General features: G+C 48.4%; 13 protein-coding genes. 1 reads left to right on the top strand and 12 read right to left on the bottom strand.

Annotation, left to right across the window (positions count from 1 at the left end):
• Positions 1-10: 10 nt before the first annotated feature.
• The 11 genes from nhaC to CWI83_RS02210 form a co-directional block, all read right to left on the bottom strand.
• A complete protein-coding gene (gene nhaC / locus CWI83_RS02260) occupies positions 11-1477 on the bottom strand; it encodes a Na+/H+ antiporter NhaC (protein WP_126825116.1) in 1467 nt (488 codons plus the stop codon).
• Between the two features lie 23 nt (positions 1478-1500).
• Positions 1501-2880, bottom strand: a complete 1380-nt coding sequence (locus CWI83_RS02255) for a sodium-dependent transporter (protein ID WP_126825113.1) — start codon at positions 2878-2880, stop codon at positions 1501-1503.
• 63 nt (positions 2881-2943) lie between these two features.
• Positions 2944-5007, bottom strand: coding sequence for a carboxy terminal-processing peptidase (prc, locus tag CWI83_RS02250; RefSeq protein WP_126825110.1), 2064 nt, complete (start codon positions 5005-5007; stop codon positions 2944-2946).
• 16 nt (positions 5008-5023) lie between these two features.
• Positions 5024-5653, bottom strand: coding sequence for an RNA chaperone ProQ (gene proQ / locus CWI83_RS02245; protein WP_126825107.1), 630 nt, complete (start codon positions 5651-5653; stop codon positions 5024-5026).
• The gene (locus CWI83_RS02240) at positions 5646-5936 is read right to left on the bottom strand and encodes a hypothetical protein (RefSeq protein ID WP_126825104.1); all 291 of its coding nucleotides are present in this window, start codon (positions 5934-5936) and stop codon (positions 5646-5648) included. The genes proQ and CWI83_RS02240 overlap by 8 nt, the downstream gene beginning before the upstream one ends.
• Positions 5937-5943: 7 nt before the next feature.
• Positions 5944-6420, bottom strand: a complete 477-nt coding sequence (locus CWI83_RS02235; protein ID WP_126825101.1) for a GAF domain-containing protein — start codon at positions 6418-6420, stop codon at positions 5944-5946.
• The gene (locus CWI83_RS02230) at positions 6417-6728 is read right to left on the bottom strand and encodes a YeaC family protein (protein ID WP_126825098.1); all 312 of its coding nucleotides are present in this window, start codon (positions 6726-6728) and stop codon (positions 6417-6419) included. The genes CWI83_RS02235 and CWI83_RS02230 overlap by 4 nt, the downstream gene beginning before the upstream one ends.
• A 12-nt stretch (positions 6729-6740) precedes the next feature.
• A complete protein-coding gene (locus tag CWI83_RS02225) occupies positions 6741-7067 on the bottom strand; it encodes a zinc-ribbon domain-containing protein (RefSeq protein ID WP_126825095.1) in 327 nt (108 codons plus the stop codon).
• Between the two features lie 78 nt (positions 7068-7145).
• Entirely contained in the window at positions 7146-8831 is a 1686-nt protein-coding gene (locus CWI83_RS02220; protein WP_126825092.1) for an alanine/glycine:cation symporter family protein, read from the bottom strand.
• Between the two features lie 53 nt (positions 8832-8884).
• A complete protein-coding gene (locus tag CWI83_RS02215; RefSeq protein WP_126826028.1) occupies positions 8885-10024 on the bottom strand; it encodes a M14 family metallopeptidase in 1140 nt (379 codons plus the stop codon).
• Between the two features lie 68 nt (positions 10025-10092).
• Positions 10093-11538, bottom strand: a complete 1446-nt coding sequence (locus tag CWI83_RS02210; RefSeq protein ID WP_126825089.1) for a glyceraldehyde-3-phosphate dehydrogenase — start codon at positions 11536-11538, stop codon at positions 10093-10095.
• A 146-nt stretch (positions 11539-11684) separates the two neighbouring features.
• Between CWI83_RS02210 and pyk the strand changes: the two genes are divergently transcribed.
• A complete protein-coding gene (gene pyk / locus CWI83_RS02205; protein WP_126825087.1) occupies positions 11685-13121 on the top strand; it encodes a pyruvate kinase in 1437 nt (478 codons plus the stop codon).
• On the opposite strand, the gene CWI83_RS02200 is transcribed toward pyk, so the two are convergent.
• Positions 13118-13984: a DUF6279 family lipoprotein gene (locus CWI83_RS02200; protein ID WP_126825085.1), complete on the bottom strand. Its 867-nt coding sequence runs from the start codon at positions 13982-13984 to the stop codon at positions 13118-13120. The two genes, pyk and CWI83_RS02200, sit on opposite strands and share 4 nt — an antisense overlap.
• Positions 13985-13990: the final 6 nt, after the last annotated feature.

Here is a 13990-nt window from a genome sequence, read left to right as displayed (position 1 = left end):
TAATTTAAAGTTACGCCGTTTCAGCTTGATTCTCATCGATGCTGAGAATTTTATATCCGGTGTAGGCATAGACAATCGCGATGAGCGGGACCAGCCAATTAAATACTGCGTATGGAGCATATTCGAGCGGGCTCACTGCCAGCGTACTAAACATAAACACCCCACAGGTGTTCCATGGGATCAGTGCAGAGGTCAAGGTGCCACTATCTTCAAGCGTTCTCGACAAGACCCGCGAGTCAATATTGCGACGTTCATATTCACCGCGGAAAATACGTCCTGGAATGACAATGGCCATATATTGATCGGCGGTTAACACGTTTGCTCCAAAACAGGTAAATAACGTCGCGGTGATCAAACTGCCAGTACTGCGGACCATTTTTAAAACGCCCATAAATAAGCGCTCTAAATATCCCAAGCGTTCCATAATCGCACCGAAACTCATCGCACTAATAATGAGCCAGATGGTATTCATCATCGATTCCATCCCACCACGATTCAATAGGCTATTGAGTTCTGGAGATGCGGTTTCAATGGTGAAGCCCGAAGTTAATGCCAGCCAAGCGACTTTGATTTGATCGACCACGCCGGTGTTGCCATCGGCCATTTGCGCCACAACTTCTGGTTGGAAGATTAACGCCCATACCGCGCCAAGAATCGCACCAAAGAATACAGTTGGGAGCGCAGGTTTTTTCTTAGCAGCTAAACCAAGCAGGACAAACAATGGGATAAGCATGATCCAACTGATCTCGTACGAATTGGATAAATGCAGTTGTAATTCTTCTAACTTAACAATATCGGTCGCTGTATTGTCTTGGAATCCAAGGATGAGAAATACCACCAAAGCGATGACAAACGCTGGTAAGGTGGTGTAGCCCATATAACGGATGTGGGCGAATAACTCATTACCTGCGACGGCCGGAGCAAGATTGGTGGTATCCGATAACGGGGACATTTTGTCACCGAAATAAGCGCCTGAGACAACCGCGCCTGCGGTGATCGGAAGCGAAAGGTCAAGGCCCCCTGCTATCCCCATCAAGGCGATCCCGATGGTTGCTGCTGTGGTCCACGAGGAACCAATTGATAAAGCGACAATACCACAAATCACTGCCGTGGCAGCATAAAAGAAACTCGGTGAAATAAGCTCTAAACCATAGTAAATCATGGTGGGTACTGTGCCCGATAACATCCAAGTTCCAATCAAAGAGCCGACCGCAAGAATAATCAGCATTGCACCTAAGGCGACTGAGACTCCGTGGCGGATACCATCTTCGATCATTTCCCAGGTGTAACGGTTGTAAAAACCAATGAGGACGGCAACGGCTGCAGCAATCCATAAGGCGATCTGGTTCGGACCATAAGAGGAGCTATCCCCAAACAGATAAACTGAGCTGGCCAGCGCTATCACCAATAAAATGATCGGAATAAAAGATTGCAACAAGGTAGGTTGCCGAGGTTGTTTACTTGCATCCGCTTGCATAAGAGTTTCTCTTGTTAATTAATTTAAAACGATACCACACCAAGTAACTGTAAGAAGATCAGCGTAATTGCGACTGGAGCCAACCATTTGACACAGAAATACCATAGTTGGAAGGCCCAATTTTCAGTGCGAATTTCATCAGCACTGAAGGGTTTACGCATCACCCAGCCAGCAAATACGGCAAGAATTAAGCCCCCAATCGGGAGTAAAATGGTGCCGGTGAGATAATCAATCACATCAAACCAAGAGCTCAGTTGTCGCCCTAAGATAGTCCAGTCGATCTGCGTCCAGCTCGCCCCAGCAAATGAATAAATCGTGACTTGGCCGAGCAACCATAGCACCGCTGCCGCACTTATCGTGGCCGCCCAACGACCCAAATTGAAACGCTCTTCAACGAATGCGACGGCGGATTCAATCATGGCAACTGCTGAGGTGAAGGCTGCAAGCACTAGCATGATAAAAAATAAGCTTCCTAATAGCAGTCCACCTGGCATCTGGCTAAAGGCAACTGGCAAGGTTTTGAATATTAACCCAGGCCCCGCTCCCGCTTCGAGACCACTGCCGAATACAATTGGGAAAATCGCAAAGCCTGCTAACAAAGAGACCAACGTATCTGCGGCCGCAATCCATAGAGTCGTTTGCACAACTGATGTGTCTTTGGGCAAATAAGCGCCGTACATAATGACGATACCGGAGGCGAGACCGAGCGAGAAAAACGCGTGACCAAGTGCGAGCACAACCCCATTTGCGGTCAACGCCGAGAAGTTTGGCGCAAATAAGAAACTCACAGTGGCCGCAAAGTCACCTTCGATGGCCGCGTAGACAGCAATAATGACCAAGAGCACTAACATCGCTGGCAACATGAAGCGAACCGTGCGTTCTAGACCATCTTTAACGCCATTACCCACCACCAAAATAACGCTCAAAATAATAAGCGCATGCCAGAACGTGAGTCGCTCAGCCGATGCGGTAAGCGTGCTGAAAATCGCTTCAATGTCGGTAATGCTTGCGCCTATGAAGGCACCGGAACTAGCTTCACCAACATAAGCCAATGCCCAACCTGCGATAACCGCATAGAAGCTGAGCACTAAAAAGCCCGTAATCATCCCCAGCCAACCGGTAATTTGCCATGCACTGGAACGTCCGGACTCGAGAGCAACCGCTTTAGCCGCCTCGCCTGGAGTGTGACGTGCGCGGCGACCGATGATGATTTCTGCGATCATCACCGGAATCCCGATCAAAGCGATACACAGCAGGTAGACTAAAACGAATGCCCCACCACCGTTTTCACCAGTAATGTATGGGAACTTCCAAATATTTCCGAGTCCAACCGCTGCCGCAGTTGAAGCTAAAATAAAAGTTAAGCGGCTTGACCAGCGACTGCTGATTTCGGTTCCTAGCATAACTTAATGCCCTTATTATCGTTCTTCTATGGGTATTAAAAAGCCGCTCAAAGCGGCTTTTGCCTAGTTCTGATTGAGTGCGAGCTTAACCTCATCAATAATGCTGAAGCTCAATGCCACCGCCTCCTCAAGATATGGATCAGGAACCTCGAGGTCATCCGGTATATTCTCGACTGAGTCTACCGGCTCTTTGCCAAGGCGTTGGAGCCGCTCATTTGCTCGCTGAAGTTTGCGAGCTTCATCTGCCGCTTCTTCTGCTTTGCGTTCAGCAAGCTCCAAAGTGACCCAGGTACGGTCTTTTTCCGACTGGTATTCGGCAATATCTTCAAGTACATATTGAAATTCAGGGTTGCTACTGACACCTGCATCAGCTTGCTTTTGCCAGTGTTGGATCTGTTCCTCGGTCAATTGCCCGACTGGCTCGAACTTAGCTGATTGCAGTTGGTCCCATGGCAATGCATTGTCTTGGCTCGATTCACCAAATTCCTCGGGGTCAATATAAGCTGGGAACAAGACATCGGGTTTAACCCCACGCAATTGGGTACTGCCCCCATTGATACGGTAAAACTTCGCGATCGTATATTGAACGCTTCCTACTGGCTCATCGAAGAAGTCAAACCGACGCGCTAAACTGCGGTGCTGTTGGACTGTGCCTTTACCAAAGGTATTTTCACCGACAATAACGGCGCGCCCATAATCCTGCAAAGCTGCAGCGAAAATTTCTGATGCCGACGCACTGTAACGGTCCACCATAACCACGAGTGGTCCGTCGTAATAAGTCACGCCGTCACGGTCGGAATTAACTTCGCGCCGACCGCTGCCATCTGCAACCTGCACCACCGGACCACGGTCGATGAAAAGGCCTGTTAGGCTAATGGCTTCGGTCAGTGAGCCACCGCCGTTACCACGCAGATCGATGATGATCCCTTCCGCATCAGCGCTATTCATTTCATCGAGCAACTTCACGACATCGCGGGTCAAGTTATTGTAAAACCCGGGAATAGAAATCACGCCGAGTTTACGCCCAGCAAACTCTCCTGATTCAGGAGTTTTGATTTCAGCTTTGGCAGCGCGGTCTTCTAGTTTGACTTTATCACGAACAATAGTCACAACTTTAGGCTGACTACCGGCCGCTTGTTTTGCCCGTAAGACTTGTAACTGCACGGTTGAGCCTTTTGGCCCTTTGATGAGTTCAACCACATCGTCAAGACGCCAACCGACCACATCAACAAATTCAGCGTCTTCATCCGCCCCTTGCGCGACGGCAATAATACGGTCTTCAGGGCCGATTTCACCGGTTTTATCGGCGGGGCCGCCAGGCACCAAACTGCTAATGGTGGCGTAATCAAATTCCATTTGCAGGACTGCGCCGATACCCTCTAACTCGAGGTTCATATTTTGTTCGAAACGCTCAGCGTTTACCGGTGATAAATAACTGGTGTGAGCCTCGATACTCCGCGCAAATGCATTCATGATGGTTTGGAATACATCTTCACTCTTGGTTTGGGTAAGTCGCTTCAACGCAGTGTTATAACGCTTCTCTAAAGTTTCAACCACTTCAGGCCACTCTTTGCCAGCCATGGTTAAATTAAGCGCGTCATATTTCACTCGCTGGCGCCAAACCTCATTTAATTCCTCTGCACTACTCGCCCACGGTTGTTCTTCCCGGTCAAAGTAGTAGCGGTCACCATCGACTGCAAAATCAAAAGGTTGTTCCGGATCGAGCAAACTAAGTGCGTATTCAAATCGCTCAAAGCGGCGTTCAAGCAAGGTGCGGTATAGGCGATATGCCGGCTGCAACTTACCTGAGCCAATCATGTCATCAAACAGATTGCGGTATTCTTCCGCTTGCGCAACATCCTCAGCGAGCAAAAACATCTTGTTGTAATCAAGCATCTCGAGGTAGCGCTCAAGAATTTCACCCGACAGCTGGTTGTTTAATTCCATCTGTTTAAAGTGATAACGAGTAAAATACGTTGTTACCCGCTGACTTGCCGTACCATGTTGCTCTTCAGGTTGTAACGCTGGCAACTCGTCCGGGCTGTGCGCAGGTGGCACTGCCAGTGCCGTCCCTGTTGTTAAGGCGAACAGAGTGGCTAGTAGAGACCGCTTTACTGCATTGGACATGCACTCAACTCCTTGCTTATTCGGTGACAAAAATAACGTCTGCTGTCACTTTGACGGTAAGACCGTTTAATAGTTGCACGTAAATATCGTTTCGCTCGACTGCAGTGACTTCACCAGCCATCGGTTTTTGGCCCATTTTGACCATGACCTTTTGTCCGACATTCAACTCGTGTTGTGAGACCGCACTCAACTTTGGTGCTGGTTTCGCTTTGGCTGCCGGTTTGGCTTTCGGTTTTGCTTTAGGGGTTTTCGGCTTAGCGGGCCGAGCTGTTTTTTTCGGCGCTTTTGCGGCAGCTTGCTTTTTCCGCTCCGCAACCTTTGCGCGCGACTCTTCAAGGGCTTCTTTTGCGTGTTCAGCGTGCTCGGCTTCAACTTTTGCCACGCATTCACCATCAAGGTTTACCCGCTCTGCATCGACCACTACCGAGCGCAGGTACCGCCAACTTGACGTATAATGGCGCAAGGCCATGCGCAAACGGGTTTTACTGACCGTGGGGTCATCACTGAGACGCTCCGCAAGATCTTCGAAAATACCAATCTTCAGTGGTTTTGCATCACCATCTAGAATAAAACACTGCGGAAATTTTTCTGCAAGGTAGGCCAGAACTTCTTTTGGGGTGGACAGTTTTGTTACGTCTTCAGTCATCTTCTTCAATTTCCTGCTGACGTGCGTCAGCGAGTTGTTCAGTAATATAGGTTTGCATTTCGTCGCTCTCGAGCGCGAGCAAATCAGGATTTTCGATCCAATCGAATAAACAGCGACGGACAACCTCTTCTAGGCAGTCAAGAGTATCATCTGAATCAGCTAAGGTCACAATATAATGCAACATCTCATTCATCTGATCGACCGCAATGTCTGCCTCATCCTCAAAAAACCACATATCGGCATGACTTACCAGATAAGTATGGATATCAAATTGGCTATGCATAAATTAGTTATCCATAGTTTAATTGGGACCAGTCGAGCTGCTGGAATATTTCAGCAAACGCGGTTAAACCATCGGCATCTGCCTGAGTGAATCGCGCGGGTTCTGGACTGTCGAGGTCAAACACGCCAACCACCCGGTTATTGACAATAATTGGCACCACGACTTCCGAGCGCGAGGCGGCATCACAAGCGATATGCCCCGGGAATTCGTGGACATCCGCGACACACTGAGTCTCATGCGTGCGCGCGGCTGCACCACAGACACCCTTACTAAAAGGGATGCGCAAACAGGCTACTTTGCCCTGAAACGGTCCAAGCACGAGCATTTCGGGGCTGCGAGTGAGGTAAAAACCAACCCAATTAACCCGCTCAAGGTGCTCATAAACCAAAGCAGATAAATTACTCAGGTTTGCGATGAGATCAGGCTCATCGGCAATCAGAGCGCGTCCTTGCTCAGTTAAGCTTTGATAATCCGTCGTACTCATGCACCGCTATCCTCATGATTTGATTCATTTAACTCAAATGTGGCAATGCGCTGGTCGGGCTCACGCCCACTCACCTGTTGCCGCATTTCTTGTTTACTTCGTGTCACCAAAAGTCCGTCGGCGCCTACTCGGAAAGGTTCGTCAGACGGACAGTATTTAGCCTGATACGCCATCACTAACTGAATGGTGTTTTCGCGTTGTTCATCCGTAAGTTTTACCCCATCAGGCCAACGTCCCGTTTCAACCGCAGCAACGAGACGTTCAAATGTATCTGGGGTAATCGAAGCTAATAATTCATCGAACTGCATAAGCAGCAGACCTCATGGTTTCTTTTTTAAAAAGACGAGGCGCACGCGGTTCACGATAAACCAAATACTCCCAACCAGCATACCGGCATAAGCAAGCTGTGCTTGCCATGAGTCAGGGAGTGGTTGCGCCACATAGAAATAGGCAAAAGCGGCAATCGCGATCAGCAGTGCCAGCATTGACTGACTTAAAATACTGTCACGCTTATCCTGCAGGGCACGGCGGAGTTCACGGTCATGTTCCGCTGAGGAACGTGTGGCGAGTTTGAAGCCACAATGTTGGCATTCTTTGGCTTTATCAGAAACCCGTTTATGGCAAGCTGGGCAATCTATCAGGGCCATGCTTTTACTCCATTATTGAAACAATAAAAGTGAACGTGCGGTTTACGCAACGCTCACTTTTATACGGACTTTTAGTGGTTATTGATCGGATTTATGTTTGCTTTGCTCGGCATCAAAATCTTCCCAATACGCTTTAACGGTATCTTTCATTTCCCGACGCAACAAGAAGATACCGAATAAGTTCGGTAAGGTCATCAGCACAATAGCCACATATGATAGGGTCCATACTAAGGTGGTATCGGCAAAAGACGCGACAAAGAAGCCAGCGACATAAAGAATGCGATACGGCATCACCCCGCGTTGGCCGAACAAGTAAACCACAGCTCGGTCACCGTAATAAGACCAAGCGATTGCGGTTGAAAATGCAAATAGCATCAAGCTAATCGGGACAATATACTCGCCAGCACTACCGATAAAGCCTTGACTAAAGGCGATTGACGTAAGTGCAGCCGAGTGCACCAATGACTCGCCCTTGACCACGATATCTTGCTTCTTCAACTGCCCATTTTCGATCCGTAACACCCCGGTGTAAGGATTTTCACCGGCCACGATAAACTGCACGTTTTCGGCTACTGAACGGGCGTGCAATATGGTGTAATCGCCCGGTACGGGTGAGCCATTGACCACCTGAATGCTACCATTGAAACGATTGACTTGGTTTTCTTTGGTATCGTTCAAATAATGATACAGCTTCGTTCGATCCGCATCACTGCTATCGTCATATTGACCAACGATGACATCAAGGTCGGTCCGCGAGAACACATTTTCGTGTTTCTGCGACCACACTCCACTCGAGAGAATCACCAAGCCTGTCAGGGTACAAACGATAATGGTATCGATAAAGGGTTCGAGAATCGAAACCATCCCTTCTGATACCGGCTCATCAGCTCGTGCTGCTGCGTGCGCGATAGGAGCTGAACCTTGCCCTGCCTCGTTCGAGAATAAGCCTCGGTTCACACCACGGTTGAATGCATAGGCGAAAGTTGCACCAAGGAAGCCACCGGTTGCGGCAGATCCGGTAAAGGCATCAGTGAAAATTGCCGCGAAAGATGGACCAATTTGATCAACGTTATAGAGAATGACACTTAAAGCACCGATTACATATAAGCCACCCATAATCGGCACAATTTTCGATGTGACGGCAGCGATACGCTTAATTCCACCGATAATAACCATGGCCAGCAAGATCGCGAGAATACCGCCAGTGAGCATAGGGTCAATACCAAAACTCATTTCCATACTTTGAGCGATGTTATTGATCTGCGGCATATTCCCCGTTCCGAATGAACTGATAATGGTCGCCAGCGCGAAAATGACCGCTAGCCATTTCATGTTGAGGCGACGATCCATGTAGTACATTGGGCCACCAGCCATCGTGCCATCTTCAGTTTGTACCCGGTATTTGTGCGACAAGGTCACTTCGACAAACTTGGTGGTCATCCCAAGGAAGGCCGTGACCCACATCCAGAATAATGCGGCCGGGCCACCGAGGAAAATCGCCAGCGCGACCCCACCGATATTACCCGTACCTACTGTTCCAGAGAGCGCCGTCGATAAAGCTTGGAAGTGACTGGTATCGCCACGTGCACCCTTTTTATCGAATTTACCACTGACAACTTTCCAAGCATGGCCAAAAAAGCGTAACTGTGGAAAGCCAAGATAGAGTGTGAAAAATACACCCACACCCAGCAACACATATGGGAACCATGCTGCTGAACCAAGGTAACTATCGATCAACAATAGAAAATTATTAATGGCTTCCAAGAAAACCCCCTCGCCTTGTTTTGATTATCATTGTTATTTTGCGTTTGTTTACCTTACCGCAACTCATCTGCAATTGCATAGATGGCAGCAAGAACGTCTGCACCAAGTTGTTGCGCGCGCGGTGCTGACCAGCCAAAATCTGAATCAGGTAAGTCCGCATTATCTTTGAATGGCATTTCTAATGTAAAGGCCAAGCAGTTGAAGCGCTCACATACTGCGTTACTTGCCACGGTAAGATTGCCCTCTCCCGGCGCTTCTTGCTCGTAGCCATAGGTTGTTTGAAATTCTGGCGTAATAGTGAGTAAGGCTTGTTTAAATTGCTGGCCCAAATGCTCCAAGCGCTCGTTAAAGCAAGGAACGCCCTCGGCACCCGCGACAAAGTTATAGGGTAAATTTTCATCACCATGAATGTCGAGATAGAGATCAACGCCAGTCGCTTTCATTTTCTCCAGCACATAATACACTTCTGGGCTCCGCTCTAAGCTCGGTTCAGCCCATTCGCGATTGAGGTTCACGCCCGCTGCATTGGTTCTTAAATGGCCACGCACACTGCCGTCTGGGTTCATGTTCGGGATGATATAAAAAACATGATTGCGCAGTAATTTCCGCGCCACACCATCTTCGTCGTCGAGCAAACGGGTCAGGAATCCTTCCGCAAACCATTCCGCCATCGATTCGCCTGGATGCTGACGAGCGGTAATCCATACTGCTTTTTTCTTTGCATCATGGTCAGCCTCTTGCGCACCAACCACTAACAAGTTCAGTTCGCGGCCATCAAGCGTTAATCCTAGCAATTCATGTTGTACCAGTGCCGATTGTTGTGCGGCATGAATAAGATCCTGGTGACGCTCATAGGAATACGGTGTGAAATAGGCAAAGTAAACACTTTCTTGTTCAAGGGTATGATGGATTTTTAAAACCTTGCCATCATATTCAGTGGCAACTCGGAACCAAGTTTCTCGGTCATATGAAGCAACCGCCGCATAGTCCTTCCAGCCATCCGGATATGCAGATTCCCCTGCATTTGTGATCGTCAGACAATAGTCTTCGCCGACTTCTCCATGCAATTTAAAATGGAACCACTGATAAAAATCAGATTGATGGTCTTTGCGAATCGCAAGTTCGATTGCTGCGGCGTCTTCCGCCTTAACCACTTCAATATTACCACTGTCAAACGCAGCATTGATATGCAACATAAACGTCCACCTTGTTGTGCGTCAAAAGAAAAGCGCCAAGTGGCGCTTTTCATTGTATATAAGGATTATTTAGGCAGGTTTAACAACTGCTGTCCGGCCATCTGCTCGGCAACTCGAATCACCTGACAGCTGTAACCAAATTCGTTGTCATACCAAACGTAAAGCACCGCTCGGTCACCATCAACAATCGTCGCTTGCGAGTCGACAATACCTGCGTAGCGTGAGCCAACTAAATCTGTTGAAACAATTTCAGTCGATGCAGTGTAGTCGATTTGTGCTTGCAGCTCTGAATGCAATGCTTGGTCGCGCAAGAATGCATTAAGCTCATCAACTGTGGTCGCTTTGCTTAAATTAAGATTCATGATCGCCATCGAGACGTTTGGCGTAGGTACACGAATCGCGTTGCCAGTCAATTTACCTGCTAACTCTGGTAAAGCCTTGGCGACAGCTTTAGCGGCACCAGTCGAAGTCAATACCATGTTTAAACCAGCCGCACGACCACGACGTTCAGCCTTGTGGTAGTTATCAATGAGGTTTTGGTCATTGGTATATGAATGCACGGTTTCAACGTGGCCGTTCCGAATACCGAATTCATCATTCACAACTTTTAACACTGGAGTGATAGCGTTGGTGGTACAGCTCGCAGCACAAACGATGGTATCGCTTGGGTCAATATCATTGTGGTTCACACCAAATACGATATTTTTAATGTTACCTTTGGCTGGCGCAGTTAACAGAACCTTTTTCACACCTTTAGATTTTAAGTGTAAACCCAAGCCCGCTTCGTCTTTCCAGATCCCGGTATTATCGATAACGATGGCATTATCGATGCCATATTGAGTGTAATCAACTTGGTCTGGACCATCTGAATAAATCACTTTGATGCTGGTGCCATTCGCCTTAATCGCAGAGTTCTCTTCATCTACGGTAATAGAACCGTTGAATGCACCGTGAATTGAGTCACGACGGAGTAAGCTGGCACGCTTCTCCAAATCGCCATCGCGGCCACCACGAACAACAATGGCACGTAAGCGCATTTTATTATTGGCGCCATTGCGTTCAATCAATAACCGCGCCAACAACCGACCAATTCGACCAAAACCGTATAAAACAACATCTTGTGGCTCAATTTCATCTGCTTTATTAACGATATCCGCGAGTTCACGTTCGAGGTAAGCCTCAACGGACAAACCCTGCCCTGCGTCTTTATGCAGATAGTTAAAAGCAAGTTTACCTAAGTCAACACGAGCCGGTGCAAGCTTCATTTTGCTGAGTGCTTCGATAAATGGGAAGCTTTCACGTAGACGTAACTTCACGCCTTCGTGACGGCGAATCAAGCGGTGTGCTTTGATAATATTGATCGCATCAACGTTTAACAGCGAACGACCATATACTAAAATTTCAACACCATAGTTACGATACATGCGACCGATAAGTGGTTGCATCATCTCCGCATACTCTTGGCGTTCCTGCCAGCTTTGAAGCGTCAAATCCTGTTGTTGATCAGTCATGGGGCTACCTATTTGTTGGGTTGTCACAAAACGTGTCGAGAAAAAGTGCGAGCATTGTACTTAAATCCGCGCATTTGCGCCACAAGGTCTGTTTCTAAATCATCAGCGTGATATACTTTTTCGCAAAATTTTTATGGAGTCCCCCCATGTTACGTCGAACTAAAATAGTGACTACTCTCGGCCCAGCAACGGATGATCCGAAAGTTCTAGAAGCCCTTATCAAAGCCGGAGCTAACGTTGTTCGCTTGAATTTTTCTCACGGTAAAGCTGAAGACCATTTGCAGCGTGCGCAAATGGTTCGTGAAATCGCTGAGCGGCTCGGCACTCAAGTTGCGATCCTTGGTGATCTACAAGGACCTAAAATTCGGATTTCCCGCTTTGCCGATGGCCCAATTGTGCTCGATGAAGGTGATGTATTCGTACTCGACGCTAATCTATCCGTCGACGCAGGCGATCAACAACGGGTTGGCATCGACTATAAAGAGCTGCCACAAGATGTGAGCACAGGTGATATTCTGCTGCTCGACGATGGGCGCGTACAACTCCAGGTTGAAGATGTTAGCGCGGGACAAATCGTAACCACGGTCACTGTCGGTGGTCCATTGTCGAACAATAAAGGCATTAACCGCAAAGGTGGTGGCTTATCTGCTGCTGCATTAACCGATAAAGACCTTGCCGACATCAAAACTGCCGCGGCAATTGAAGTCGACTTCTTAGCAGTGTCCTTCCCGCGCAATGGTCATGATATTCTGGAGGCGCGCAGGTTATTACGCGAAGCCGGTGGCCAAGGTGCGATTTGTGCGAAAATCGAGCGTGCCGAAGCGGTTGCTTCAGATGCAGCGCTTGATGATATTATCCTCGCTGCTGACGCCGTCATGGTCGCCCGCGGTGATCTTGGAGTCGAAATTGGCGATGCCCAGTTAGTGGGTAAGCAGAAAAAGATTATCGAGCGAGCGCGGCAGTGCAACAAAGTGGTGATAACTGCCACACAAATGATGGAATCGATGATCGAAAACCCCATGCCGACCCGAGCAGAAGTAATGGACGTTGCCAATGCCGTGCTGGATGGCACGGATGCGGTCATGCTCTCAGCTGAAACAGCTGCCGGTAAGCACCCTATCGCAACTGTTAAAGCTATGGCAGAAATATGCCTTGGTGCCGAAACACATCCAAGTGTTGCGCTCGATAACCGAGATTTGCAAGAGACCTTCTCAAACATTCAGGAAGCAACGGCGATCACTGCCATGTACGCAGCCACACATTTAGCTGGGGTCAAGGCCATTATTGCCCTAACTGAATCAGGCTCAACTGCGAAATTAATGTCGCGGATCACCAGCCAATTGCCAATATTTTCGTTATCACGGCATCAGGCCTCACGGGCGCGCTGTGCGCTCTATCGCGGCGTATATCCCATCGCCTTTGACTCAACCCTAAGCGAGCCGCAAAACTTGGTTCACGATGCCATTGAAGAAATTAAGCGGCGTGGACACGTACACGCGGGCGACTTAGTGGTGCTGACCCACGGTGATGTCATGGAAACCGTAGGTTCAACCAATACCTGCAAAATTATCGAAGTGCGTTAACTGTCGCGCGATTCATCATCAGGTGCGAAATAGGCGATTAAATCATCCAAATCAGCAATGATATCGTCTATTTCGCCAAGCAAGTGGCGTTTTTGCCGCGCCGTCATCGAATTCTGTAGCTCATACAGCATAACGATCGTTGCGAGCCGGTTACTTTCCAGTCTTGCTTGAAAATCGTCTCCGCGCAGTGCCTCTGGCTGCATGATCAGACTGTTGAGTTGACGACTAAAAACTTCACCACTTGGGGCATCCCAAAGCAGTTTAAAGGCACTTTGCCAACGCTCGTTATACGCAATCCAGTCTGCACGCATGTCATCACGCTGGGCTAACCAGCGCGACAAATAGGAACGCTGAACAGGCTCGACCGAACCTAACCAGCGTTTAACATTGCGTTCGAGCCGTTTACGCGTATCTTTCAGTGCTTCATCATACGGCTCATCAAGCAAATCCTCGCGACGCTCAGCTAAATTCTCATCTAGCTTCTCGAACAGTTGTTGCCGTTGTTTTGGGTTCAGTTCAGCAAGGTATACTTGCGCGTAAGGTTCGATTTGGATGCGAATCCGTTCCCACAGCCATGTCGCGTCGTCGAAAACTTGCGCAATTTCTGCTTCGGTCAGGCCATCTGTGGCAATTTTATCGCGGAGATTCTGGAGTAGATCACGGTATAGAGGTAATTCGGAGCGTGCATGCCACAAATGGAGCTCATCGATTGCTTGCGCAACCATCGGCTCTTGCTCATCCGTTAGCTCGATATAATCGCTCAATTGCCATTCGATCAGAGTATCTGCAAACTTGTACCCTAACTGGTTTGAGCAACCAACGACGAGCAACAGGCTGACCAGTATGAGCAATAATCGACGCATACATCA

The organism is Pseudidiomarina taiwanensis (assembly GCF_003987435.1).
Taxonomy (GTDB): domain Bacteria; phylum Pseudomonadota; class Gammaproteobacteria; order Enterobacterales; family Alteromonadaceae; genus Pseudidiomarina; species Pseudidiomarina taiwanensis.
Note: the sequence above shows the minus strand (reverse complement) of the source record. Positions and strands in the feature narration are given on the sequence as shown.